This is a genomic window from Streptomyces sp. NPDC059649, assembly GCF_042734445.1.
In the GTDB taxonomy this organism is placed as follows: domain Bacteria; phylum Actinomycetota; class Actinomycetes; order Streptomycetales; family Streptomycetaceae; genus Streptomyces.
Map to the genome: position 1 here is coordinate 68,296 of NZ_JBHWDV010000002.1, position 24,064 is coordinate 92,359.

Below are 24,064 nucleotides of genomic sequence, written 5' to 3' on the forward strand. Positions count from 1 at the left end.
CCTACGCCCGGGGCCGCGCGGCCGGGCCCGTTCCCGGGAAGCGTCGGGGGGCCTTTCGTGGTGTCATCGAAGGGCGAGGCAAGCAACGCTCCTGAGACAGGAGGAATCATGGCCGGCAAGCTGCGAGCGCGAGACATCATGACCGGCGGTGTGCGCTGTATCGGCGCGCACGAATCGCTCCAGGACGCCTCGAAGATGATGCGCGACCTGGAGGTCGGGGCACTGCCCATCTGCGGTGACAACAACAAGCTCATGGGCATGGTCACCGACCGCGACATCGTCATCACCTGCTGCGCGGAAGGCGTGGATCCGGCGACCGTGCAGGCCGGTTCGCTGGGCGGGGAACTGCACTGGATCGACGCCGACGCGGACGCCAACGAGGTCCTCAAGACCATGGAGAACCACCACATCAAGCGTCTGCCGGTGATCGACGTCGCCGGTGGCCACCGCCTGGTGGGGATGATCACCGAACAGAACCTCGCCAAGAACCTCAGCGACCGCCAGATCGCCGAGTTCGCCACCCGCGTGTACGCGACCGCCTGAGGTCGCACGCCTCGGCGCGGCTCGCACACGTCCGCCTGCCGGCCCGGCCGTCGGCCGGGCATGCGGGCAGGCCGTCCGCGGCGCCACGGACGGCCTGCGACCCTCACCGTGCGTCATCCGGATACCCGGTCGGCCGGGTCACCCGGATGTTCCGGCGTGCCGGGAATCCAGGAGTCCAGGAATTCCCAACCCTCTTCGATAGCTACCGAATTCACTCGGCGGAGCCGGAGTGTGCGCGCGGTACGGCGAGCCGGGTGCCCGGGAAGATGAGGTCCGGATTCGCGCCGATCACCTTGCGGTTGACCCGGTAGAATTCCTGCCAGCGGAATCCGTGGGCGGCGGCGATACCGCTCACCGTGTCGCCGGAATTGACGACGATCGAGCCGCTGGTACTCCGGTGCCGAAGGGCCTTGTAGCGCTTTTCGTGGTGGCGCTTCTCGTGGAACTGCGGGTGCCGCGCCCGGTGGTGGGCCGGCGCCTGGACGTGCCGCCGGGGTGCCGAGTGCGCAGTGCCGGTCCGTGGAGTGCTGTGCCGGGCCGCCGAGTTGAGTCCCAGCCGGGCCGAGCAGGCGGGCCAGGCCCCCCAGCCCTGGCGCGCCAACACCCGTTCCGCCACGTGGATCTGCTGGGCGCGGGTGGCGTGCGCGGCCCGTGAGCCGTACGCCTGGCCGCCGAACGAGCGCCAGGTGCGGTGGGCGAGCTGGAGCCCCCCGGAGAATCCGTTGCCCGTGTCGATCCGCCAGTTCCCTCCGCTCTCGCACCCGGCCAGCCGGTCCCAGGTGCCGCTGCTGATCGCGTCGGCGGGCTGCTCGGCCGCCACGTTCAGCGCGCCGGCCGCCAGCAGGACGGCCGCCGCCGTGATGCCCCGGACGCCGTTGCCCCGGAACTCACCCCGGGTGGTCGATTCCGTTACCTGAGGAAATTCCATGCGTTGCTCTCCTCGCCCGCCGCGCAGCTTCCTGGCGGCTGTTCAGGGAACCTGACGCCATATCGGATTTCGCGGCCGAGGGCGGTGGTGCGAGGTGCTCGTGCCCTCGTCGGCAATTCCCGGTGCGGCGCCTTGAATTCGACGGGCAAGAGACAACCATGCGCCGAGTTCGGCTCGGCAGAGCGCGCGGTAGCGCCGCCGCGGCCCGCCCTGCCCCCTTGCCGTGGGGGAGCGGCCATGCCTGTTGGGGGCGGACCCGCGGTGACCGGCAGGGGCGCATCCCTCGTGCCGTGGCGCATCCCTCGGGGATCGCCGGCGATCACTCACCCGCCCCGGGGGGTGTCCGCCGAGCGCATCCGGACCTCTTGGTGCATGCGCTGCGCAGGCACGCATGCACCGCGCACGGACCTTTGGCCAGTGCTACGGCCCGTCGGGTCGCGGGGCGTGCGGGCCACCGCCCGTATCGGCCGGGAATCCGGTGCTGCTGACGCACCGTCGCGTTCGGCGCGAACCCAACGGCCAGGTTTCGAACGCTAGTTACCGGTGATGAAACCTCGCGTCAATGTGGCATTGATCACGTCGCATGAACAAAAGTGCAGGTCGGAGCACAGTGTGCAATTGATCGATCACTTTCTGCTGATTCTGTGCGCAGCCTGATTAACCCTGAGGGCCCCTCCCATCGGTGAGAGGGACAGGAACGCCTTTCCGTTCCGCCCCCTCCGCAACGACGCGGAGCGGGGCTGCACCTCACAAGAAGGGAGGGCTCGTGGAGCACTTGCGGCACGAATGGCCCTGGTACGCGCTGGCACTGGTCGGCGCCTACCGGTTGACCGCCACAGGACTCGACGCCCTTGTCCGCCGCGTGGTCCGCACCGCCTCGCAGGCCCGCACGGAGCACCCGTACGCCCCCGCCCGTCCGTACGCCGGGCCGGGCCCGCGCGGCCCCCTCGGCCCGTACCGCCCGCACCCCGGCGCGTTCCCGGACCTCATCCCACCCCCGCTGCGGTCACCGGCCGGCTCCCCCTGTGAGGAGAGCCGGTGAACGAGCACTCTCCGCTGGCCAGCCCCACCGATCTGCCACTGGACTTCGAAGTCTTCTTCCAGCGCGAACAGAAGGCCCTCCTTTCCGTCGCCGCGTCCCGGCTCCGGGACCGCCGGGACGCCGAGGAGGCCACGCTGGAAGCCGGCCGCCGCATGTACGTCAAATGGGAACGCATCCTCGCCCACGTCAACCCCAAGGCCATGACGTACACGATCCTGCACGGCGTGATCTCCGACTTCTACCGCCGCGAGATCCGCAACAGCCGGGTCCAGCCCTACGCCGACCCGCCGGACACCGCCTACCTCCAGGAGCTGCGCAGTTGCGAACCGCTCGACCTCGCCCTGGACGAACTGGAGGCCACCGCGCCGCTGCAGGCCAACTCCGTGCGCCTGCGCCACCTCGCGGGCCTCTCCTACGAGCAGATCGCCGAGCGGCTGCACACCACCCCGGGCGCCGCCAAGGTCAGCACCAGCATCGGCCTACAGCGGCTCAAAGAGATCATGACGAACGGTTCCTACGGGACCGGAGAGGACGCGTGATGCCCGACGACCTGCTACTCGACCTGTTGCGCCGGCAGGCCGAAGCCATCGGCCGGGAGTTCGCCGACCACGACCCGGTGGCCTTCACCCAGCGGCTGGCCGCCCGCATCGCCGCCGGCACCGGCCGGGACCCCGAAGCCGTCACCCGCGGGCCGGTCGGCGGCGTCCGTCCCGCGCCGGTACGCCCGGCAGCCGCCCGCGGGCGCCGGCGCCGCCGGCCCACCCCCCTCCTCGACCCCGGCGTCCCGCCCGCGGCCGTCCTCGCGGAGGCCCGGCGGCTGTGCCACGTCGTGCTCCGGTCCAAGGACATCGACACCCTGGGCGCCTTCGCGGCCGACTACGACGCGGCCGGCGCACGGACCTTCGCCTGCCTCCTCTACACGCTCGACAAGTGGGACAGCGCCTTGTACTGGTGGCGGTTCGCGGCCGGCGCGGGCGACGAGCTCGCCGCCCACCTGCTCGCCGTGCACCACGCCGCGGTCGGCCGCACCACCGACGCCCGGCTCTGGCGCGCCGTCGCCCGCATGATGGGCTTCGCCGCCGAACGGCACCTCCCGCTCCCGGTCCGCGGCACGACCGAACTCGCCCTGGGCTTCGCCCGTACCTGGGACCGCACCCTGCAGTCCTTCCTCCAGCACAACCACCTCCCGCTGGAACTCGCCGCCCACTGACCCGCACCGCAACCCAGCGCCCGGCAGGCACGCCATGCCTGCCGGGCACCACCCATGGGCCGCAACACCACTCGCCACGGCGCTCCCAGGTGAATCCGCCCCGAGGAGGGGTACGGGCAGGGCGCGACCGGCAAGGCTCGCCCCACGAGCGGGCGATCACGTCCCCGCGCGAGCCACCAGCACGGTCTTCACCCCGACGACCAGGAGGAGCGGCCGATATGCACACCGGAGAGACCGACCACAGCAGCGCCGGCGACCGGGCCGGGACCGCCGTACCGCCCGCCGGTGCCGGCCGGGCACCGCTGGCCGGCGCCGTGGCACTGGTGACCGGCGCCTCCAGTGGCATCGGCGCGGCCACCGCACGGGCACTGGCCCGCGCGGGCGCCTCCGTCGCGCTGGTCGCCCGCCGCCGCGCACGGCTGACGGAACTCACCGCGGCCCTCGACGCGCTGGGCGGCAGCCCGTCCCTGGCCGTGGCCGCGGACCTGACCGACCCCGCCCAGCCACAGCGCACCGTCGACGAGGCCGTCGCACGCTTCGGACGGCTCGACGTCCTGGTCAACAACGCCGGCTACGGCGCACGCAACCCCGTCGAGACCAGCGACCCCGAGGACTGGGACCGGATGGTCGACCTCAACCTCCGCGCCGTCCTGCGGATGTCGCACGCCGCGCTGCCGCATCTGCTCCGCGCCGCGGCCGACGGCCCGCGCGGCGTCGCCGATCTGGTGACCGTCAGCTCGGTCGCCGGCCGGGTGCCCCGGAAGGACAACAGCGTCTACTCGGCCACCAAGCACGCGGTGTGCTCCTTCAGCGAAGCGCTGCGGCAGGAGGTGACCGGACGCGGCGTCCGGGTCGGACTGGTCGAACCGGGCCTGACCACCACGGAGATGACACTCGACGGCCAGGCCGCCGCGGCCCACGGCGTCCCGCAGGAGAGCTGGCTGCGGGCCGAGGACATCGCCCGCTCCCTCACCTTCATGATCACCCAGCCGGCCCATGTCGCGATCAACGAGATCACCGTCCGGCCGACCGCCCAGGAACGCTGACCCGGGGCGCACAGGCGGGGCGCACGCCGACGTGCCGGGCGGCCGGGGGAGGGCTACCGTCGCCTCGTGCGACTCCTGCTCCTCTCCGACACCCACCTACCCCGGCGCGCCAAGACCCTGCCGCCCCAGCTGCTCGACGAGGTACCGCGCGCCGACGCCGTCCTGCACGCCGGGGACTGGGTCGACACCGCCACCCTGGACCTGCTCCAGGCCCGCGCCCGGCGGCTGATCGGGGTGTACGGCAACAACGACGGCCCGGAACTGCGCGCCCGGCTGCCCGAGGTGGCCCACGCCGATCTGGCGGGCCTGCGGTTCGGCGTGGTGCACGAAACCGGCCCCGCCCAGGGCCGGGAGCGCCGCTGCGCCGCCCGCTTCCCCGACCTCGACGTCCTGGTCTTCGGACACAGCCACATCCCCTGGGACTCGGTCGCCGACGGCCGGCTGCGCCTGCTCAACCCCGGCTCCCCGACCGACCGCCGACGCCAGCCGTACTGCACGTACATGACCGTCGTCGTCGCATCCGGCCGGCTGACCGAGGTCGAGCTGCACCGCCTGCCCCCGAGGACCTGAACCGGCGGGGCCGTCAGTACCCCAGCAGCCCCCGCACGTACGCCGCCTGCCCCGCGTGCTGCAGACCGTCGGCGATCACGCTGACGAGGCGGACGCCCATGGTGACCGGCGGCGTCCAGGACCGGTCGACGACCCGCTTCAGGTCCTTGTCGGCGACCCCGGCCAGATACTGCACCGTGTTGTCGTGCACGGCCTCGTGGTAGCCGGTCAGCAGCTCCTCGCTCAGGTCCTTCACCGCCGCCACCTCCTTGCGGGAGTGGCCGTAACCGGTGTCATCGGCGGAGAACGGCAGGCCGAAGCGCTCGTACCAGCCGTCCGTCGTCCACAGCTGCTCGGTGCCGGCGACGCCGGCCAGGTGGTCGTCCTGGATCCTGGTCAGATGCCAGACCAGCCAGCCGATCGAGTTGGCGTCGGCCTCGGGCCGGGTGCTGAGCTCGTCCGGACCGAGTCCGGTGACCGCCTCCTCGACGGCCTCCCGGACACGGCCGAAGGCATCGACGAGCAGGTCCGTGCTGGCGGTCATACTGCCTCCTTGGCGGCGACGGAGTCCCCCCGCGGCGCGCCCATCGTCGCAAGCCCGGCGCACGAATCGTGGGAGGCCGCTCCGTCCGCGTCACCACCACGGTGGCCACCGGCGGCCGGATCCGGCGTAACCGGTATTTCGGGTCGGTCACGGCTGCAACCCGCGGGTGGGGCAAAGAGTCCTACCGGGCATGAAAAGACGATTCTCGCTGCGCATGCCACGGCGCATACCGCGGCGGGCCGGTGCCGGACGCCGGGTCGCCGCCGCGCTCGCCCTCACCACGCTGACCGTTCCGCTGACGGTCGCCCTCGGCTCCCCGGCCCAGGCCGCCACCGCGGCCTCCGCCTGCACCGCCTCCCGCGGCCCCTACCAGAAGCAGGCCGAGCGCTTCCTCGGACTGCCCGTGGACGGCCGCCAGTCGGCCGCCGACTGCCGCGCGATCCGGGCCTTCCAGACCAGCCACGGCATCACCCCGAACATCGGCTACGCCGGGCCGGTCACCTGGGGAGTGATGAAGCTGGTCGCCCAGCAGCGGGCGGCCGGCCACCACCCGAACAAGGACCGCCACTGCCCGACCGACCGGGGCCGTATCGCCTGCGTCGACCTCACCCGCCAGCTCAGCTGGATCCAGGACGGCTCCCGGCTGGTGTACGGGCCGGTGCCGATCCGCAGCGGCCGGGACGGGTACGAGACCCGGACCGGCGCCAAGAAGATCTACTGGCGCCATCTGCACCACGTCTCGACGCTCTACCACGTGGCCATGCCCTACAGCCAGTTCTTCGACGGCGGCCAGGCCTTCCACTCCATCAGTGGCAACGTCTGGTCGGCCCCCGGCTCGCACGGCTGCGTCAACATGCGCAGCGGCGACGCCGCGAAGTACTGGTCCCTGCTGCGCACCGGCGACGACGTCTACGTCTACGGACGCAAGCCCGGCACGTGACGGGGCCGGTCGACGGGCCCGGACACGGCCGGGGGCGACGGCGGCACGGAACGCACCGTCGCCCCCGGCCGGTCGTCGGCCCGCTCAGTCGGTGGCCAGCAGCGTGTGCAGCGCCATCGGTGTCACATAGCCGGACCAGCGGCCGTCCGCGAAGAGGTGCACCCCGCCGTCCTGGTAGCACTGGTCGACGAGCTGGGAGCAGATCATGTGCCGGGTGCTGGCGACATAGCGGCGCAGGCCCGGAACGGGCACATGGAACCGGTGCGTGGCGATCGCGAGGTAGTCGAGGAAGCTGTAGGGCACGCCGACATAGCGCGTGGCGGCCCGGCAGATCGCCGCGCGCTGCCGTTCGGTGAGTCCTTTCGGGCAGACGTAGAGCACCTCGGCGCCGTCGTACTCGGCGAGCGGCCGGATGCGTGCCCCGCCCGGTTCGGCCTCCAGGAGCTGGTCGTCGGGCAGGACCAGGAAGGCGTGTTCGTAGTCGGCGAAGCCGTCGCCGTTGATCCACTGTCCGAAGCGGATCAGCCGGCCGGTGACGCCGTTGATGCGGGTGAGCCCGATGTCGCCGGGCTGGGGGTGGGTGTGCTTCATGAGCGGCTCCCGGGGGCGCGGAGGGGTAGGGGCGCGAAGGGGGAGTGGAGCGAGAAAAGGGGGAGGGTGCGAAGAAGTGGTGCGGAGAAGTGGTGCGCAGGGGTGATACCCGCTGTGCGTGTCCGTGCACCCTGAGTGAGGTCGGAAATTCGGTCAGGCCGGCATCGATGCCGGGCCGGAATCGGCATCGGTGCTGTACTGACGCTCCGTCATGTCAGATACTGCGGCCGGGACTTACGGGGCTCCGCCGCCTCGTGGATGGCCGTGAGGATGTCGCGGGCCCAGCGGGCGGGCGGCGGATCGTCGAGCAGCGCCGCCAGGCGTCCGAGGTGGGCGGCGCGTTCGCCGGGTGTCATGGTCAGCGACCGGTGCAGCGTGTCGACGAGGTCCTGTGGTGAGCGCGGATCGGTGAGCAGCGCGGCGGCGCCGAGCTGGGCGGCCGCGCCGGTGTGCCGGGAGAGGATGAGGACCCCGGAACGGCCGGTCGCGGCGTGGCTTGCGACGAACTCCTTCGCGGTGAGGTTCATCCCGTCCTGCAGCGAGGCCACCCAGAACACCTCCGCCGCGAGGTAGTGGTCGACCACCTCGGCGAACGGCAGGGCCCGCGGAAGGTAGTCGATCGGTCGCCAACTGCCCCTGCGCCAGCGGTCGTTGACCTCATCGATGGCCCGCTCCAGGGCCGCCCGGGTGGCGTCATGGATCCGGATCCCGGGCTCCGGCGGAGGGCACACCAGTCGGAACACCAACTCGCCGCACAATGACGGGCGTTGGGTGAGCACAGCGCGCCGATCGCCCGGACCTTCTCCAGTGGCGCCTTGGCGTAGTCGAGCCGCTCCACCGACAGGATCAGGGCCGGCCCGCCAGGGGCCGCACCGGCGCGGAGGCTGCGCGCGCGGGCCAGCTCTTCGACGGCCCGCCGGTCGATGCCCAGCGGATGCACACCCGTACGGGGCATCCGCGCGGCGCCGGCCAGCACCTGCCGGAAACGGCCGGCGAACGCCTCGGTGTGGAACCCGGCCCAGTCCAGGCAGGCCAGGGAGTCGCGCAGCTGCCCCGCGGTCGGCAGCCGGTCGAAGGCGTCCGGCGGCGGAAAGGGCGTGTGGTGGAACAGCCCGAGCCGCAGATCCGGGCGCGCGGCGCGCAGCATGCCGGGCACCAGCCACAGGTTGTAGTCGTGCAGCCAGACCGTGGCGTCACGAGCCGCATGGGCGCTGAGGTGGTCGGCGAAGCGGGCGTTGAACCGCTCGTAGTGGCGCCAGACCGCGGCGCTGTACCGCATCCGGCCGGGCTGCGACATCAGTACCGGCCACAGCGTCTCCTTGCAGGCGCGGTGGAAGTACCGGTTCCACTCCTCGCCGTCCACCGGCAGGAACGCCAGCGGAAGCCCGGTGCGGTGCGGGCGTACGGGCCCGGGAGCGGTGTGCGGTGCGGTGCCGTCCTCGACCAGCGCGGTGGCCCACACCCCGTCCGGCACGTCGGCGCCGAACAGGCCCTGCAGGGTGGGCAGTACGCCGTTGGGGCTCACCGGCCGCCGCCACCGCCCGTCGGCCCAGCGCACCGGCGGCCGGTGGTACCCCACCACCACGGCGTGCGTACGCTCGACCCAGCCCAGGCCTTCCAGGGCGGCGAGGATGCCGGCCGCGCCGGCCCGGTCCGGACGGTACACCTCGGCGCGGTCCGGGATCCGCTCCCGCAGATCCGGCTCCGCCCCGCTCATCAGGACGCCGTGGGCGCCGAGTTCGAACAGCGACAGATCGTTGAGCGAGTCGCCCGCCACCAGCACCGACTCCATGGACCACTGGAGCTTACGGGCGAGCAGGGCGAGCGCCCGGCCCTTGCTCGCCGCGGTCGGCAGCACATCGAAGTACCGCCCTGCCGAGTACGTCCATCCGCAGCCCAACTCCCTTACCGCAGCGGTGATGTCGTCGGAGAGCTGCCCGGGGCGCAGGAAGAACGAGCAGCGGCCCTCCTGGACCACTCCCTCCTGGTACGCCAGCTCCGGGAACCGCGCCATCCGCTCACGCACCCGCCGGTGTCCCGGCCAGCCTTCGCGCAGCTGGTTCTGCACCACGTCGACGCGGCTCCGGTCCGATCCGTCGATCACGCTCGCCCCGACGTCGGCGATGATCCACCGGGGCCGGGGGACCAGCGGGTCCCGGGCCAGGATCCGCTCGACGGACGCCAGCGAGCGGCCGGTGGCGAACACCACGGTCACCTCGGGGTGCCGGTCCAGCGCCGCCCGCAACCGCCGCCGGTCCACCCGGTCACCGCCGAGCAGGGTGCCGTCCAGATCGGTGACGAGCACCTTCGGCGCGGGGGCGGACCGCGCTTCCGATCGCAGCGATGTCATGGAGCCCCCGTAGTCCTCGAACGCCGTGGGTGGGTGGAACGCGAAGACGCTCAGCCGTGGTGCACGAGGTGACAGCCCCGCTCGTCCAGCCCCTCGTGGCGCGCGGCGCCCAGCACCTCGGCCCCGGCCACCGGCACCCGGCCGTCCACCGCGCCCCGCCCATCCGTCATGGCGGGACTTGTAGGCAGCCACGCAGCGCAACAAACCTGTAGGCGCGGCGAGTTGGCCGAAAGGCAGTCCTCCACCGGTCGGTACGGCCCGAAGTGCGGGCTTGGGAAACGCCTGGTAAATGCCTGGGTCATGCCCCCTCAGGCGCGCGGGCGGCAAGGTCCGCCGCGACGTTGTCCGCCATCACCGACAGGATGCGTATCACCTCGGTGTACTGCTCCGGCGTCAGGCCCGTCATCACGGTGGTACGGGCGCTGGCGATGCGTGCCGCCGCCTCCGCGTGCACGGCGCGGCCCGCGTCGGTGAGGGTCAGGCCGGGAAGCGCGTCGCGACGGGTCCAGCCGCGGGCCGCGAACTCGTCCAGTAGGCCGTCGAGTTCCGGTTCACCGTTCGTCCAGAAGGGCGCGAGGGCCGTCGTGAGGTCGTCGTGGGTGGTGCGGTCGGCACGGCTGAAGGTGTTCAGGACCTGCCAGTGCCGACGGCTGAGCCCGAGGTCGTCGAGGGTGGCCGCGAAGTGGGTCTCCAGCAGGTTGTGCAGGTGGGTGAGCCAGTAGCCGAGGGGGCGTTCGGGCTGGGGGCGGTCCAGGAGGTCCATGGGGGAGTTCCTTTCGGTGCGGGCATGCGGGCATGCGGGCATGCGGGCATGCGGGCATGCGGGAGGGCTTGCGGTAGTCATTTGCATGTAAACTCACATGCAGTTGTTAGTCACTATGCAGGGAGGGCAGATGGGCGGCAACCGCATTCCGGAAGAAGTGGCGGACATCGAGAGCGCCGTGGTCGCGCTGCACCGCTCGCGGCAGCGTCGTGCGCTGGCCCGGCTGGGGGAGCGGCGCGGTGAGCGGACGGACCGTCATGGCGAACTGCCTGACGCGGTCTTCGAGCTGCTCGACGTGGTCGCGTCCGCCGCCGGGCAGGGCGCGGCGCCGACCGTGACCGAGGCCGCCGCGCTGCTCGGCGTCGACCAGCCGCGGGCGAGCCGGCTGGCCGCGCAGGCCGTCGAGGCCGGGCTCCTGTGGCGCGCGGCGGATCAGCAGGACGGCCGTCGTTCGCTGCTCGTCCCCACTCAGGACGGGCGGGATGTCCTCGCGCGGATCCGCGGCTTCCGCTGCCGGGTCATCGCCGAGTCCACCGCCGGCTGGTCCACCGAGGACCGCGTCGCCCTGGCCGGCCTGCTGACCCGCTTCGTCCGCGATTTCGAGGCCACCACTACGGGCACCTGACCTGCTGCCGTGCGCCGGTCGCCCCCGTGGCGAACCGGGCCGGCGTCGTGCCCATGTGCCGGGTGAAGTGCCGGTTCAGATGCGCCTGGTCGTGGAAGCCGACCGCCGCCGCGACCGCGGCCGGCCGTCGGCCGTCGAGCAGGAGCCGCCGCGCCCGCTCGATCCGCCGGCCGGTCAGATAGGTGTGCGGCGGCAGCCCGTAGGCCCGTTTGAAGCAGCGGATCAGATGGGTCGGGTGGGCGTGCAGGGTGGTGGCGGCCTCCTGCAGCGAGAGGCCGGTGGTGAGGCGTGCGTCGAGCAACTCCCGCAACTCGGCGGCCAGGCGGCTTCCCTCCCGGCCGGGCGTACGCGGCCGCCAGTCGGCGAGGTGCCCGTGCAGCCGCTCCCGGATGAACGCCAGCCGGGACTCGGCCTCGAACGGGTCGCCCGCCGGCCCGAGGGCCGTGTGCAGCTGGTGGATGCGGCGGCGCAACAGGGCGTCGTCGAGCAACGGTTGGTCCACCGCGCGGCCGGTCAGTCGCTCGGGCAGCACGGAGGTGTCGAGGTAGAGCACCCGCTTGCGGAAGCCGGTCGCGGTCACCGTCCGGCCGTCGTGGAGGACACCGGGAGGCAGCAGGACGACCGTGCCGGTGCCGGTCGCGCCATGACGGTCGCGGTCGAGCGCGAAGTCGACCGTTCCGTCGTCGAGGATCATCAGGTCCCAGGTGTCATGGGTGTGCGCCGGGTAGGCGTGGTCGGTGAAGTGCGCGTGCAGGACTTCGGTGATGCCCGGCACGGAGGGCCGCCAGGCCGTGACCGACGTACGGGACGGGGCGGCCGGCGTACGCGGCGGGTCGATCGGCGTACGGGGCGGGTGGACCGGCGTACGGGGCCGGGAGGCGGACGGGGGCCGGTCTGCAGTCATGTCAGGAACGTACAAGACCGGCGAGCGCGGCGTCCGCGAGGCTGTCACCAGCCCGGATGCGAACGGTCCGGGCCGATATGCGGTAAGGAAGGACCGGTATGCCCAAGGCTCCCGTCGCGATCAATCTCGCGGACAAACTCGCGCAGTTCTCCGACCTGTGGTCACAGAAGAAGGTGGCCGATCTCAATGACTACGAGGTCAAACTCGCCAAGCTGAAGGGCGAGTTCGTCTGGCACACCCACGAGGACACCGACGAACTGTTCCTGGTGATCAGCGGCCGGCTCACCCTCCAACTGCGGGACGGCGATGTGGTCCTCGGCCCCGGCGAGTTGTTCGTCGTGCCGCGCGGCGTCGAGCACTGCCCGGTGGCGGACGAGGAGACCGCGATCCTGCTGCTCGAACCGGCCGGCACGCTCAACACCGGTGATGCCGGAGGCCCGAGGACGAAGGCGGCCGAGGTCCTGGACCAGCCGTAGGACGCCGGCCGCTTCCGCCCGCCGGGCCGCTCGCGGTATGCCGCCTCCCGTCGTCCGGGAGGCGGCACCGGCGCGGGCGTCAGCGCTGCGCCACGAACGCCCGCCCCTGCTTGCCGCCGGTGGCGCAGGACGCCTTCTCCGCGGCCGTCATCTTGCGGGTCTTGACCGTCACCGCGTTGCTCTGCCCGTCCGTCCCGTTGGCCGCGGGACCGGTGACGGTGTCCGGTACGAACCAGTAGTAGTGGCCCCACTTGGGGCTGTCGTAGTGCGTCTGCCAGGTGCCGGAGACCGTCTGCATGACCTGCGCGCGGGAGATCCAGCCGACCTCACCGGGCTTGACCGTCATGGTGAGGGAGCTGTTCTCGGTGTGCGAGCTGGACCAGGTGTGGCTGTACGTCGCGGTGACGCTCAGGTCGATCAGACCGGCGATGTTGCCGCCGGCGGTGACCGAGACACCCGCGGAGTCCGTCGACCCCACGGTGTCGGACCAGCCCATGGACTGCGTGGCGTCCGACGTGCTGCAGTTGAAGAGCGAGTCGGAGACCTGGTGGAAGTCGCCGAGGTACGCCTTGCCGAGCACCGGCTCGTTGAAGCTGCACTTGCCCGCGCCGGAGGCGCAGTCCGCCATGAGCTGCTCGCGCGTCGGGTCGTCCGCCGCGACGGCCGGTGCGGCCATCGCGGTCACCAGTCCCAGCGCCACCGCGGAGAGTGCCGCTCCCCGGCCCACCGACCGTATGCCGCCGCTGGTCCGCTCGCTCTTCCGCCGGTTCCACGTGTACATGCGCGCCCGCTCCTCGTGTCTTTCTTCCGTGTCCGTCGCTGTTGCGTCTGAGACTGGTGTGAAAAGTGAGTCAACTACACCAAGGATTCGCAAAGTTGTAGTTGAGGGTGCAACGGACCATTTAACGGGGATCCGAAGTGGCCGCCCCCTTGAGGACGGTACGGACGGTGCGGGACACGAAGGCCTCGTCCAGCGGGAGTTGGCGCAACGTCAGACGGAACCAGGCGGCGCCGGCGAGCAGATCCACCAGGAGCGTGGGGTCGGCGTCCGCCGCGAGCTCACCGCGGGCCACCGCACGCTCGAAGACCGGCAGCTCGCGCGCGAGCCGGTCCGCGAAGAACTCCCTTACGTGGACGGCGAGTTCGGGGCTGTGGGTGACCGCGCCCAGCGTGGCCACCGCGATGTCGCTGGACGGCGGTGCGGTCAGCAGGGCGACGATCGCTTCCAGCAGGGCCACCAGATCGCCCTGGAGGCTTCCGGTGTCGGGCAGTGCGAAATCGAGCCGCCGCGCGCCGATCAGCGCGGCACCCAGGAGGGCTCCCTTGGACGGCCACCAGCGGTAGATCGTGGTCTTGTTGACGCCGGACCGCTGGGCGACGCCCTCGATGGTCAGCCCCTCGTAACCGTGTGCCGCCAGCAGATCCAGCGTCGCGTCGAAGATCTCCTGCGCCTTCCGCGGCCCACCGGCCCGCCTTCCCTCGGCGCGCCCGGTCCGCTCGTCCCGTCCACCGCGCTGCTCACTTCCGCCCTGCCGCTCACTTCCGCTCATGGTCGAAGCCTAGCAGCGAAAAACAACGCAACGTTGCGTTGCATTTCCTGTTACGGTGCCGGACATGACACCACCCCCACACGCCGGGCTGCCCCTCGTCCTCGTCCACGGCATGCGCGTGAGCGGCACGATGTGGCACCCCGTGATGCAGGCCATCGGCACACGTCATCCGGTGGTCGCACCGGACCTGCCGGGCCACGGCTCCCGGCGCGGCGAACCGTTCACCCTGCCCGGCGCCGTGACGGCGGTCGCCGACGCCATCGACGAGGTCGGTGGCCGGGCGATGCTCATCGGTCTGTCCCTGGGCGGCTATGTCGCGACGGCCACCGCCGCCCGCCACCCGGAACGCGTCAGCGGGCTGATGGCCATGGGCTGCACCGCCGTGCCCCGCGGTCTGCTCCGCACCGCCTACCGCGCAGCGGCGCGCCTCGCGGGCAGGCACCCCGACCGGGCCAACCGGCTGAGCGCCTACGCCTTCCGCCGTGCGCTCCCCGCCCCGCTGGCCGAGGCCATGGTCGCCGGCGGTCTGAGCAGCGAGCTGATGCCGAGCATCATCGAGGGCGTCTGCGGAATGGACCCGGTGTCCCTGCTCGCGGCCTACCCGGGCCCGGTCTGGCTGGTGAACGGCGCCCGCGATCAGCTCCGCCGCGACGAGCGCCGCTTCCTGGCGGCCTGCCGGGACGGCCGCCTCGTCGTACGGCCCGGCTGCGGACACCTCTCCGTCCTGTCCGACACCGCCGCCGTCACGCGCCAGATCCTCGACGCCGCCACGGTCGTGGCCGCCCGCACCCACGCCCCCACCACCGCGGCCGGCACGGCGCACGAAGGAGCCGGACGATGACCGCACGCGAATGGACCGTCGAGGAATCCCTGGAATGCGCCGCCCCGCCGCACGTCCTCTACGGGGCCGTCGCGGACCTCCGGCGGATGAAGGAGTGGAGTCCGGAAGTCATCGGGGTGTGGCGGCGCGGTGACCGGTTCGTGGGGTTCAACCGCCGGGCCGGCTGGGTGTGGTTCACCCACTGCCGGATCGTGGTCGACGAACCCGGCCGGGAGTTCGCCTTCGACGTCGCCGCCTTCGGGCTGCCGATAGCCCGTTGGGGCTACCGCTTCGCCCCGACGGCGGACGGCAGCGGAACCCGGGTCACCGAGTACTGGACCGACCACCGCCGCGGCGGATGGCGCGCCCGGACAGCCGAAACGCTCGGCCTGCTCTTCACCGGCACCCCGGCCCGCCGACGCGCCACCCGCAACCGCGCGGGCATGCGGGCCACGCTGCAACGACTGTGCGCGGCCTGCCAACTCCCCTGATGTGACGCGGAGTTGTGGGCCGCTTCCCTGGCCGGAGCGGCCCACGCCCGTCGACGCACACGGTGGGCGACGACGGGCCCGACGCGTCATACCGGCCGGGTCCGGGTGGCCACCACGAGACGGCAGCGGGGGCTGCCGTCCGGGCGTCGGCCGAGTTCCGGCAGGGCGTGCAACCGCACGGTGAAGCCGGCGCGGGCCAGTTCCGTGCGGACGGCACCCAGTCGGAACGGCCGGTAGTACATGACGAACGGCGGGCGCCACAGCGCATTGCGGACCCGCATCGCCGCGTCGAAGGCCGCCAGCATCCAGTACCCGGCCGACCCCGGCCGGGACGGTGCCGCGATCGGGAAGGCGAACCGGCCGCCCGGCCGCAACACGGAGTGGACCTGCGCGAACAGCCCGGGCCGCTCCCTCGGCAGGAAGTGCCCGAACGCGCCGAAGCTCACCACGAGGTCGAAGACCGGCCCGAACGGCAGCGCCCGGGCATCCGCGCGTACCCATTGCACCCGCGGCGCACGGTCGGCCGCCGTCTCCCGGGCACGGCCCACCGCGAGCATCCCCGCACTGAGGTCGACCCCGGTCACCCGCTCCCGGCACACCTGCCGCAGGACGTCCACGCCCGCGCCCGTACCGCAGCACAGATCGAGGCCACTGCCGAACGGACCGAGCTCCCGCAGCGCCCGGGCCACGGGAGCGAGCACGGCGTCCGGCGTCCGGAACGGCGTGTGGTCGAACTTCGGCGCGAGCAGGTCATAGCCGTGCTCGACGGACGACAGTGCCTGAACGGCGAGTTCACGGAACGTGGGACCTTCGGGTGCGAACATCGGGCTCAGCATAGGACCGTCCACGGTCCGGGGCGGCGGGGCGGGCCGGCTCGGTGCCGGAAGCGGAAGGTGCCCCCGCCGTTCTCCCGCGCCGTCACAGGCCCAGGAGCTGTATGAGTGCGGCGCCGAGTCCCCCCACCCCCAGGGCGAAGGCGGCACAGCCCAGACCACCGTCCCGCCACCGGAACGGTCTGTCGAGCGCGAAGCGGCCCGGGCCGATCGCCGCGATCGCGAGTGCCACGGCGGCGATGCAGAGCGGGTACTCGATGCCGCCGCCGGTCGACCAGAGCCCCTTGGGTACGCCGAGGATCATCGCGTTGATCATCACGCCGATGACGGCCGCCGCGGCGAGCGGCGTGAACAGACCGGCCGCGAGCCCGAGCCCGCCGAGGAATTCGGAGACTCCGGCCAGACCCGCGTAGAACGTGCCCGGGTGGAAGCCGAGTCCGGCGAACGCCTTGCCGGTTCCGCCGAGCCCGTAGCCGCCGAAGAAGCCGAAGAGTTTCTGGGCGCCGTGGCCGGCCATGAGCAGGCCGAAGGACAGGCGCAGGAGGAGCAGACCGAGGTCCGCGCCGAGCGGGGGAGAGCGAAGGGTGTCCGAGCGGGCCTGTACGTCCGGCCGTCGCTCAGCGAGCAGTCTCATGATGGTGTCGATTCCGGCACCGGCGCGTCGGGTGCCGCGGTGTCGAACACCGGCGCCGGTGCGCTCACAGTGGGGAATGTCGAGAGGGTGGAGCAACGTCGGCCTCGGCCGACCTGTCGGGTGCTGTGTCGGGAGGGGGCGGCCGGAGCGGGTTCGGGCCGGGCCCTCTACGGCCGATGGTGCTACGCCCGGCAGCCCCTGCCTAGAGGCTCAGGAAAATTTCCTTTCTTCTTCAAGGGGGCTGCCCCGCCCCGCCAGCCCGGCCCCGGAATCGACGCCCAGCCGTTCGTCGAGCCAGTCGAAGACGCGCTGCTCGAAACGGGCCCGGCCCAGCGGTTCGCAGTGCAGGTGGGCGCCTTCGGCCTCCGTGAAGCGGATCAGTTCCTTGGGGCCCGGCAGGGCGTCGTGGAGGCGTGCCGATGCGCCGGGCCAGAAGTGTTCGCCCTCGGGGTCCGTGATGAGCAGCGGGGTGGTGATCCGGTGGGCCACCGGCAGCACGGTGTACCGGGAGACCTCGGTGAGGAGGTCGAAGGGCGACTCGATGCCGTACGGCTTGGCCCGCCAGCGCCACCTGGCGGCCAGCGCCGGGGACTCCGCCATGGCCTCGTACAGGATGCGGTCGAACGCCTCGCGGTCGCCGGATTCCCACAGTGCGCGCAGGTCAGGGCCCAGATGCGGCCACCAGCTCGCCACCACCTCGACGACCCCCGGGTCCGCGACCGCGGCGGCGATGCGGTGCTCGAAGGCGAGCGCGCGGGGCACCCCGTAACCGGCCTGGCTGATCCCGGCGAGGACCAGCCGCCGGGCATCGACGTCGGCGCGCGCGGTCAGGAAGTCGACGACCGGCGTGATCACCTGCTCCCAGTCGGGGCGGAAGGTGACTCCGTGCTCGAAGAGCAGGGACTGCTGGCCGGGCCCGTCGAACAGCAGGGCCCGGTAGCCGCGCTCCACCGCGGGCGCGCCGAGCAGTGTCCAGGCGGTCGAGATGGGGCCGTCGCTGCCGTTGTTGACGATCACCGTCGGCAGCGCTCCGGTACGGTCCGGCGGGCCGAACAGATAGCCGGGCATGGTGCGGTCCTCGTACGGGATCGTCACGCGCTCGGCCGGCGGATCCCCCGCGGCCGCGAAACGGCCGAAGCAGGTGCGGTGCTCCGCGAAGAGCTCGCGGAGCCGGGCCTCCGGGTCGGGGCAGGCATCGACCGCCACCATCGCCATGCCGAAGTATCCGGCCGCCCGCAGGTACGCGTCCCGCGCGCTGACCGCCCGCCCCTGGGCGGCGCACTTCTCCGCCTGTTCGCGGACCGCACGGCCGAGACCGCCCCAGGCCCGCACCCAGGCCTCTTCCTCGCTCTTCCCGCCGCCGTTCTCGTCGCCGCTCCGGTCGCCTCCGTCCGCGGCGAGGGTCGCGGCGGTGGACAGCACCTCGCCCACGTCCGCGCCCCGCCGCCATGCGGAGCCCAGCGCGAGCAGGATCTCGTAGTTGAACTGGTCGTTCGCGCTGAAGCGGTAGGTCATGGGGGCTTCCCCCGTTCCTCGCGGTGCGCGGACCCACCGCACTCCCTCGTTCGCCCGCCGGACGCCTTCGCCGAGCGGCGGAACCCTCCGTTCCACCAGCCTAGGAGCGGCCACCGCACCGCGCCCGGCGTCGCCCCCCGCGGAGCGATCACCGCACCCTGCGCGACTTCGCCCCGCGGCCGCTCGCCTGGCATGATCGCGGCATGGCTGAACGCGTGATCGCCGCATGTGACGGCGCCTCCAAAGGAAACCCCGGACCGGCGGGCTGGGCCTGGGTCCTCGCCGATGCCGGGGAGACCGTCGTCCGCTGGGAGGCCGGTCCGCTGGGTACCGCCACCAACAACGTCGCGGAGCTCACGGCACTGGAACGCCTGCTCACGGCCACCGACCCGGCCGTACCGATGGAGATCCGGATGGACTCCCAGTACGCGATGAAGGCCGTCACCACCTGGCTGCCCGGCTGGAAGCGCAAGGGCTGGAAGACCGCCTCGGGCAAGCCCGTCGCCAACCAGGAACTCGTCGTCCGCATCGACGAACTGCTCACCGGCCGCACGGTGGAATTCCGCTATGTGCCCGCGCACCAGGTGGACGGCGACCGGCTCAACGACTTCGCCGACCGCGCCGCCAGCCAGGCCGCGACCGTCCAGGAAGCCGCCGGCAGCGCCCTCGGGTCGCCGGAGCCGCCGGCCGCACCGGACAGCGTCCGGCCGGCCGGCACCCGCCGCCGGGCCGCCTCCGGGCCCGCGGCGAAAACGGCCTCCTCGCCGCGCCGCCGCACGTCCGGGACTTCCGGCACTTCCGGCCGGACGCTCAACGCCAAGTTCCCCGGCCGCTGCCGCTGCGGACGCCCGTACGCCGCCGGCGAACCCATCGCGAAGAACCCGGACGGCTGGGGCCACCCGGCCTGCCGCGAGGGTGTGGGCGCGGCAGCGGATTGACCCGGCCGCCTTCCGCCGGGCGCCGGTAGGCGCACCAGGGCAGGAAGAACTGGGCCGTCGGCCCGACCGCCAGCGCGTACAGCACGGTGCCGGCACCGACGCTTCCGCCGAGCAGCCACCCCACGACCAGCACGGTGAGCTCGATCAGCGTCCGGACCAGCCGGAGCGAGCGCCCGGTGGCGGCGGCCGCGCCGGTCATCAGCCCGTCCCGCGGGCCGGGTCCGCACCGCGCGCCGACGTAGACGGCGATGGCGAACGCGTTGAGGAGAACGCCGCCGGTGAGCAGGCCGATCCGGGCGGGGAGCCCGAGGTGCTGGGGGAGGAGCCGGAGGCCGAGGTCGGACGAGACCGCCAGCACCACGATGTTGGCGAAGGTGCCGAACGTCGGCCGCTGCCGCAGGGGGATCCACAGGAGCAGGACGAGCGCCCCGACGAGACCGGTGAGGGTGCCGAAGCTGAGGGCGGTGCGCTCCGCCAGCCCTTCGTTCAGCACGCTCCAGGGATTGAGGCCCAGCCCGGCCCGCACCATGAGGGAGAGGCTGCAGCCGTAGAGGGTGAGGCCGAGGAACAGCTGGGGCAGGCGCCGCAACGGGCGCTCACCGAGGGGGACATGGGTGAGCGGGGGAGGGGACGGCGACGGGGGCGGTGCGGGAGCCGGGGCCTCCTGAGGGCGGTCCGGGTCCGTGGTGGTGATGTCCTGCCGCATGGGCGCTGCCTCCTGCCGTGCGCGGATGCCGTGTGCGTACGTCTCCGCGTACGGCCCCGCGCCTGTCTTCACACCTGGCTTCCAGGCCTCTCTCCGGGCCAATGCGGCAACTCTGTAGAGTGATTGGCCCGGATAACACGGCCAATCGCGGGAGAATGGTGTGGTGGACGCAGGACCGTGCCGGCCCGCGGACCGGGCGCCCCGGCCGGGCCGGACCGTGGGGGCCCGGCAGCTCGCCGCCTTGCTGCCCGACCCGGCGGGGACCCGGCCCGCCTACCGTCATCTCGCCCAGGCCATCAGCACGTTGATCCTCGACGGCCGTATCGCCCTGCACGCCAAACTCCCCGCCGAACGGGAACTGGCCGTCGCGCTCGGCACGAGCCGGACCACCATCACCGCCGTGTACGACCTGCTGCGCGAGAGCGGCCACGCGCGCAGCCGGCAGGGCTCGGGCACCTGGACGGACCTGCCCGAGGGCCGTACCCCGCGTGGGATTTCACGGCTCCTCGGCCCGCAGGACACCGCGATCGACCTGGCCAGGGCCGCCCCCGGGCTGCCGCAACAGACGCTCGTCGACGCCCTTCTCCAGATCGCCCCGCAACTGGCCGAGCACGCCCCGACCCCCGGCTACCACCCCTACGGCCTGCCGGAGCTGCGCGCCGCCATCGCCGAACGCTTCACCCGGCGCGGTCTGCCCACCCTTCCCGAACAGATCCTGGTGACCTCCGGCGCCCAGCACGCCCTCACCCTCGTCATCGGGCTGCTGTGCCGGCCCGGCGACCGGGTCATGGTGGAGAACCCGTCCTACCCGAACGCCCTGGATGCCCTGCGCCGCGCCCAGGTCCGTACCGTGTCGGTCCCGGTGACCGACGAGGGCTGGGACATCGAGATCATCGAGTCCACCCTGCGCCAGGTCGTGCCCCAACTGGCCTATCTGATACCGGACTTCCACAATCCGACCGGCTGTCTCCTGCCCGAGCGGGAACGCGTCCGTATTCTGCGCGCGGCCGGGCGGGCCGGCACCTGGCTGGTCATCGACGAGACCCTGGCCGACCTCGCCCTCGACGTGCCCGCCCCGCCGCCCTTCGCCTCGCACGCCACGCCCGCCGGAACCGGGCAGGTCATCACCCTCGGCTCGATGAGCAAGACCCACTGGGGCGGGCTGCGCATCGGCTGGTTGCGGGCCCCCGCCCGGCTGGTCACCGAACTCGCCGGCCAGCGCGTCGCCACCGACATGGGCGGCTCCGTCGTGGACCAGCTGCTGGCCCTCACCCTGCTGGCGCAGGCCGAGGAACTGCTGCCGGACCGCCTGGAACAGCTGCGCCGGCAACGCGCCGCCCTCGCCGCGGCGCTGGCCGAGCACACCCCGCAGTGGACCTGGCGCCTGCCGCCCGGCGGCCTGTCGCTCTGGGTCGACCTGGGCCGGCCGGTCGCCTCGGCGCTGGCGGAACGGGCGCTGGAGCACGGGGTCCGGATCGAGAGCGGTGCCTACTTCGCCACCGACCCGGGCCTCTTCGAACAGCGCCTGCGCATCCCCTACACCACGCCGCCGGACACCCTGCGCGAGGCGGTCCAGCGCATGGCCACCGCCCTCGCCGACGACCTCACCGTTCCGTCCGCGGCCCGTCGGCCCCACTGGGTGGCGTGAGTGCCGCCGCGGTGGCCCGTACGAAGCCCGTCGGATTGTCGAGCATGATGTTGTGCCCGCAGTCCGGGACGGCGACGACCTGCACCCCGGCCCGGGTGAGGGCGTCGGCGCCGGGGAGCGGACCGTCGGCCTCCGGCAGCAGGTAGGTGCACGGGACGGCCAGCTCCAGCAGCAGCTCCCGCATGGTCGGCGACGTCCCGCGCACGAGGTGGGTGGCACTGCGGTGCAGCGCTTCCCGGCCGGCCAGGCGCATGGTGGACCACCAGTGCGCCCCGGCCCGTTCGCCGACCTCCTCCCAGCCGCCGGAGAGGAACTCCTCCTCGGAGTACGCGGCGATGCCCCGGCTGCCTCCGCCACCGGGCTCCGCCGTGAGCGGATCGAGGTTGGCGTCGACGAGCACCAGACGGGACACCAGCCGCGGATGCCGGGCCGCCAGGACGATGGCCACCGAACCGCCCATGCTGTGCGCGATCAGCTCGGCACCGGCGACCCCGGCCGACTCCAGGGCGACGGCCAGGGCATCGGCGTGCGATTCCAGTGTGTAGGCGAAGTCCGTGGGGCGGTCGCTGATGCCGTGCCCGAGCAGATCGATGAGCAGCGAGCGGCGGCCGGCCAGTTGGGGGTGCACCGCCACCTCGGCGAAGTACGGGAGCGACGCGGCGCCCAGCCCGTGCACGTACACCCGGCAGGGCTCGGCCCCCGGCAGCTCCACCCACCGCATCCGGTCGCCCCCGGGCGTCACCGTAGCACTCCGCACAACCTGCTCCCCTCGCAGCGTTTCTCCGGTCCCTGTCGCTCCACGAGGCGTGCCCGGCAGGACACCGCAGCCCGTGCGCGAGGCCATTCTCCCGGTCCCTTTCCGCACCGTCCCGGAAGGTCCCCGGACCGCCCCGGATACGCCGATTCGGCCAGTTCCGGCCGAAAGGCCGGCTGAACCCGGCCCGTCCCGGGGACGATGGTCATCAGCGACGACGATGTTCCCGGCACCAGGAGCACCCCATGACCACGGACCGCCACGGGCACCCGATGAGCGACACCAGCCCCGAAGCCCTCGTCCACTACGAACAGGCGCTGGACGACCTGCTCTTCTTCCGGCCGCGAGTGGTCGACTCGGCCCGGGCCGTGCTCGCCGACTCGCCGCGGTCGGTGCTGGGCCGGGCCCTCGCCGCGTATCTGGGGGTGCTCGGCACCGAGGAGAAGGACGCGGCCGAGGCCCGTACGGCCTTCCACGGCTTCCTGGCCGGCCTGGACGAGGGGAAACTGACAGCCCGTGAGCGGATGCACCTCGCCGCCGCGACGACCTGGCTGGACGGCGATCTGCACGGCGCCGGCCGGATCCTCGGCGACCTCACCGTGGCCTTCCCCCGCGACGTCCTCGCCCTGATCGCCGGACACCAGCACGACTTCCTCACCGGCGACGCCCAGCGCCTGCGCGACCGGGTCGGCGGCGCCCTGGACGCCTGGGACGCGCACGATCCGCACCACGGCCCGCTGCTCGGCATGTACGCCTTCGGCCTGGAGGAGTCCGGCCACTACGAACGCGCGGAGGAGACCGGTCTGGCCGCCCTCGCCCAGCACCCGGACGACGTCTGGGGCATCCACGGCGTCGCGCACACCTACGAGATGCGCGGCCGCTTCACCGACGGCATCCGCTTCCTGGACGAGCGCACCGGCAACTGGTCCGGCAAGACCCTCCTCACCGTCCACAACTGGTGGCACTACGCCCTCTTCACGCTGGAGACCGGCAACACCGCCCGGGTCCTGGAGATCTACGACGCGGCCCTGCACCACGACGGGTCCCCGGGCGCGGCGATGGAACTCCTGGACGCCTCGGCCCTGTTGTGGCGGCTCCATCTGGCGGGCGACCAACAGGACACCCGCTGGGCCCGGCTCGCCGACGCCTGGGAGCGCCGCGCGGACGGTCCGCACTACGCCTTCAACGACGCCCATGCCGTCATGGCCTACGTCGGAGCCGACCGCATCGACCGGGCGGAGCGACTCGTCAAGGACCGGGAGGACTGGGTGACGTCGGCCCCCGCGGTCTCCAATCGGTGGATGACGGCGGAGATCGGCCTGCCGGTCTGCCGCGCCCTGATCGCCTACGGCCGGCACGACCACGCCGCGGCCGTCGCCCATCTGCTGCCCGTCCGCCACCGCCTCAACGACTTCGGCGGCAGTCATGCCCAGCGGGACGCCCTCCAGCGGACCCTCGTCGAGGCCGCCCTGCGCGCGGGCCGTACGGACCTGGCTGGCACCCTGCTCAGTGAACGCAGCAACCTGCGCCCGGTGTGCCCGTACAACTGGTCCGCCAAGGCCCGCCTCGCCGACCTGCTCGGCGACCCCGCCCGGGCCGCCGACGCCCGCCGGCGCGCCACGGCTCAGGCCACGGACCGGGCAACGGCCTGAGCCGCACGAGAC

Annotated in this window: 26 protein-coding genes and 1 pseudogene; 14 read left to right on the forward strand and 13 right to left on the reverse strand. The window is 72.7% G+C overall.

The window, feature by feature from the left end:
• The first annotated feature begins 108 nt into the window (after positions 1 to 108).
• Complete coding sequence (locus ACFV1J_RS03300) at positions 109 to 543, forward strand: CBS domain-containing protein (RefSeq protein ID WP_385855499.1); 435 nt, start codon at positions 109 to 111, stop codon at positions 541 to 543.
• A 211-nt stretch (positions 544 to 754) separates the two neighbouring features.
• Here ACFV1J_RS03300 and ACFV1J_RS03305 read toward each other — a convergent pair whose 3' ends face one another.
• Complete coding sequence (locus ACFV1J_RS03305) at positions 755 to 1,471, reverse strand: transglycosylase family protein (protein ID WP_385855500.1); 717 nt, start codon at positions 1,469 to 1,471, stop codon at positions 755 to 757.
• A gap of 766 nt (positions 1,472 to 2,237) precedes the next feature.
• On the opposite strand from ACFV1J_RS03305, the gene ACFV1J_RS03310 reads away from it, so the two are divergent.
• The 5 genes from ACFV1J_RS03310 (at position 2,238) to ACFV1J_RS03330 (ending at position 5,339) form a co-directional block, all read left to right on the forward strand.
• Positions 2,238 to 2,513: a hypothetical protein gene (locus ACFV1J_RS03310; RefSeq protein WP_385855501.1), complete on the forward strand. Its 276-nt coding sequence runs from the start codon at positions 2,238 to 2,240 to the stop codon at positions 2,511 to 2,513.
• Positions 2,510 to 3,052 carry an RNA polymerase sigma factor gene (locus ACFV1J_RS03315; RefSeq protein ID WP_385855502.1) on the forward strand — a complete coding sequence of 181 codons (543 nt, stop codon included), beginning with the start codon at positions 2,510 to 2,512 and terminating at the stop codon, positions 3,050 to 3,052. Before ACFV1J_RS03310 ends, ACFV1J_RS03315 begins: the two co-directional genes overlap by 4 nt.
• Positions 3,052 to 3,723, forward strand: coding sequence for a hypothetical protein (locus ACFV1J_RS03320; RefSeq protein WP_385855503.1), 672 nt, complete (start codon positions 3,052 to 3,054; stop codon positions 3,721 to 3,723). Before ACFV1J_RS03315 ends, ACFV1J_RS03320 begins: the two co-directional genes overlap by 1 nt.
• A gap of 218 nt (positions 3,724 to 3,941) precedes the next feature.
• The gene (locus tag ACFV1J_RS03325) at positions 3,942 to 4,769 is read left to right on the forward strand and encodes an SDR family oxidoreductase (protein WP_385855504.1); all 828 of its coding nucleotides are present in this window, start codon (positions 3,942 to 3,944) and stop codon (positions 4,767 to 4,769) included.
• 66 nt (positions 4,770 to 4,835) lie between these two features.
• Complete coding sequence (locus tag ACFV1J_RS03330) at positions 4,836 to 5,339, forward strand: metallophosphoesterase family protein (protein ID WP_385855505.1); 504 nt, start codon at positions 4,836 to 4,838, stop codon at positions 5,337 to 5,339.
• 13 nt (positions 5,340 to 5,352) lie between these two features.
• Here the strand turns inward: ACFV1J_RS03330 and ACFV1J_RS03335 are convergent, their stop codons facing one another.
• Complete coding sequence (locus ACFV1J_RS03335; RefSeq protein ID WP_385855506.1) at positions 5,353 to 5,862, reverse strand: DinB family protein; 510 nt, start codon at positions 5,860 to 5,862, stop codon at positions 5,353 to 5,355.
• Positions 5,863 to 6,052: 190 nt separating this feature from the next.
• Between ACFV1J_RS03335 and ACFV1J_RS03340 the strand changes: the two genes are divergently transcribed.
• Positions 6,053 to 6,802, forward strand: coding sequence for a L,D-transpeptidase family protein (locus tag ACFV1J_RS03340; RefSeq protein WP_385855507.1), 750 nt, complete (start codon positions 6,053 to 6,055; stop codon positions 6,800 to 6,802).
• An 84-nt stretch (positions 6,803 to 6,886) separates the two neighbouring features.
• On the opposite strand, the gene ACFV1J_RS03345 is transcribed toward ACFV1J_RS03340, so the two are convergent.
• The 4 genes and pseudogenes from ACFV1J_RS03345 to ACFV1J_RS03360 form a co-directional block, all read right to left on the reverse strand.
• A complete protein-coding gene (locus tag ACFV1J_RS03345; RefSeq protein WP_385855508.1) occupies positions 6,887 to 7,393 on the reverse strand; it encodes a hypothetical protein in 507 nt (168 codons plus the stop codon).
• Between the two features lie 209 nt (positions 7,394 to 7,602).
• Positions 7,603 to 8,172, reverse strand: coding sequence for a trehalose-6-phosphate synthase (locus ACFV1J_RS03350; protein WP_385855509.1), 570 nt, complete (start codon positions 8,170 to 8,172; stop codon positions 7,603 to 7,605).
• Between the two features lie 251 nt (positions 8,173 to 8,423).
• Positions 8,424 to 9,743: pseudogene (locus ACFV1J_RS03355) on the reverse strand (HAD family hydrolase); the annotation flags it as partial.
• Between the two features lie 298 nt (positions 9,744 to 10,041).
• Positions 10,042 to 10,506 carry a MarR family winged helix-turn-helix transcriptional regulator gene (locus ACFV1J_RS03360; RefSeq protein ID WP_385855510.1) on the reverse strand — a complete coding sequence of 155 codons (465 nt, stop codon included), beginning with the start codon at positions 10,504 to 10,506 and terminating at the stop codon, positions 10,042 to 10,044.
• 130 nt (positions 10,507 to 10,636) lie between these two features.
• On the opposite strand from ACFV1J_RS03360, the gene ACFV1J_RS03365 reads away from it, so the two are divergent.
• Positions 10,637 to 11,131 (forward strand): MarR family winged helix-turn-helix transcriptional regulator, encoded by a 495-nt coding sequence (locus ACFV1J_RS03365; RefSeq protein WP_385855511.1) that lies wholly within the window; start codon positions 10,637 to 10,639, stop codon positions 11,129 to 11,131.
• On the opposite strand, the gene ACFV1J_RS03370 is transcribed toward ACFV1J_RS03365, so the two are convergent.
• Positions 11,118 to 12,035: a helix-turn-helix domain-containing protein gene (locus ACFV1J_RS03370; protein WP_385855512.1), complete on the reverse strand. Its 918-nt coding sequence runs from the start codon at positions 12,033 to 12,035 to the stop codon at positions 11,118 to 11,120. The two genes, ACFV1J_RS03365 and ACFV1J_RS03370, sit on opposite strands and share 14 nt — an antisense overlap.
• A 98-nt stretch (positions 12,036 to 12,133) precedes the next feature.
• Here ACFV1J_RS03370 and ACFV1J_RS03375 point away from each other — a divergent pair, with 98 nt between their 5' ends.
• Complete coding sequence (locus ACFV1J_RS03375; RefSeq protein ID WP_385855513.1) at positions 12,134 to 12,511, forward strand: cupin domain-containing protein; 378 nt, start codon at positions 12,134 to 12,136, stop codon at positions 12,509 to 12,511.
• A 79-nt stretch (positions 12,512 to 12,590) separates the two neighbouring features.
• On the opposite strand, the gene ACFV1J_RS03380 is transcribed toward ACFV1J_RS03375, so the two are convergent.
• A complete protein-coding gene (locus ACFV1J_RS03380; protein ID WP_385855514.1) occupies positions 12,591 to 13,292 on the reverse strand; it encodes a hypothetical protein in 702 nt (233 codons plus the stop codon).
• A gap of 121 nt (positions 13,293 to 13,413) precedes the next feature.
• Entirely contained in the window at positions 13,414 to 14,061 is a 648-nt protein-coding gene (locus ACFV1J_RS03385; protein WP_385855515.1) for a TetR/AcrR family transcriptional regulator, read from the reverse strand.
• Positions 14,062 to 14,125: 64 nt separating this feature from the next.
• Between ACFV1J_RS03385 and ACFV1J_RS03390 the strand changes: the two genes are divergently transcribed.
• Both ACFV1J_RS03390 and ACFV1J_RS03395 read left to right on the forward strand, forming a co-directional pair.
• Complete coding sequence (locus tag ACFV1J_RS03390; protein WP_385855516.1) at positions 14,126 to 14,902, forward strand: alpha/beta fold hydrolase; 777 nt, start codon at positions 14,126 to 14,128, stop codon at positions 14,900 to 14,902.
• On the forward strand, positions 14,899 to 15,372 hold the full coding sequence (locus ACFV1J_RS03395; protein ID WP_385855517.1) for an SRPBCC family protein: 474 nt from the start codon (positions 14,899 to 14,901) through the stop codon (positions 15,370 to 15,372). Before ACFV1J_RS03390 ends, ACFV1J_RS03395 begins: the two co-directional genes overlap by 4 nt.
• A gap of 86 nt (positions 15,373 to 15,458) precedes the next feature.
• Here the strand turns inward: ACFV1J_RS03395 and ACFV1J_RS03400 are convergent, their stop codons facing one another.
• From ACFV1J_RS03400 to ACFV1J_RS03410, 3 genes are all read right to left on the reverse strand, one after another.
• A complete protein-coding gene (locus tag ACFV1J_RS03400; protein ID WP_385855518.1) occupies positions 15,459 to 16,196 on the reverse strand; it encodes a class I SAM-dependent methyltransferase in 738 nt (245 codons plus the stop codon).
• Between the two features lie 94 nt (positions 16,197 to 16,290).
• A complete protein-coding gene (locus ACFV1J_RS03405) occupies positions 16,291 to 16,839 on the reverse strand; it encodes a DoxX family protein (protein ID WP_385855519.1) in 549 nt (182 codons plus the stop codon).
• Between the two features lie 210 nt (positions 16,840 to 17,049).
• Positions 17,050 to 18,354 (reverse strand): alpha/beta hydrolase family protein, encoded by a 1,305-nt coding sequence (locus tag ACFV1J_RS03410; protein ID WP_385855520.1) that lies wholly within the window; start codon positions 18,352 to 18,354, stop codon positions 17,050 to 17,052.
• A 203-nt stretch (positions 18,355 to 18,557) separates the two neighbouring features.
• On the opposite strand from ACFV1J_RS03410, the gene ACFV1J_RS03415 reads away from it, so the two are divergent.
• Positions 18,558 to 19,292, forward strand: a complete 735-nt coding sequence (locus ACFV1J_RS03415; protein ID WP_385855521.1) for a ribonuclease H — start codon at positions 18,558 to 18,560, stop codon at positions 19,290 to 19,292.
• 869 nt (positions 19,293 to 20,161) lie between these two features.
• The gene (locus ACFV1J_RS03420) at positions 20,162 to 21,646 is read left to right on the forward strand and encodes a PLP-dependent aminotransferase family protein (protein WP_385855522.1); all 1,485 of its coding nucleotides are present in this window, start codon (positions 20,162 to 20,164) and stop codon (positions 21,644 to 21,646) included.
• On the opposite strand, the gene ACFV1J_RS03425 is transcribed toward ACFV1J_RS03420, so the two are convergent.
• Positions 21,603 to 22,403, reverse strand: coding sequence for an alpha/beta fold hydrolase (locus tag ACFV1J_RS03425; RefSeq protein ID WP_385855523.1), 801 nt, complete (start codon positions 22,401 to 22,403; stop codon positions 21,603 to 21,605). The genes ACFV1J_RS03420 and ACFV1J_RS03425 overlap by 44 nt on opposite strands.
• A gap of 242 nt (positions 22,404 to 22,645) precedes the next feature.
• On the opposite strand from ACFV1J_RS03425, the gene ACFV1J_RS03430 reads away from it, so the two are divergent.
• Positions 22,646 to 24,052, forward strand: a complete 1,407-nt coding sequence (locus ACFV1J_RS03430) for a tetratricopeptide repeat protein (protein WP_385855524.1) — start codon at positions 22,646 to 22,648, stop codon at positions 24,050 to 24,052.
• Positions 24,053 to 24,064: the final 12 nt, after the last annotated feature.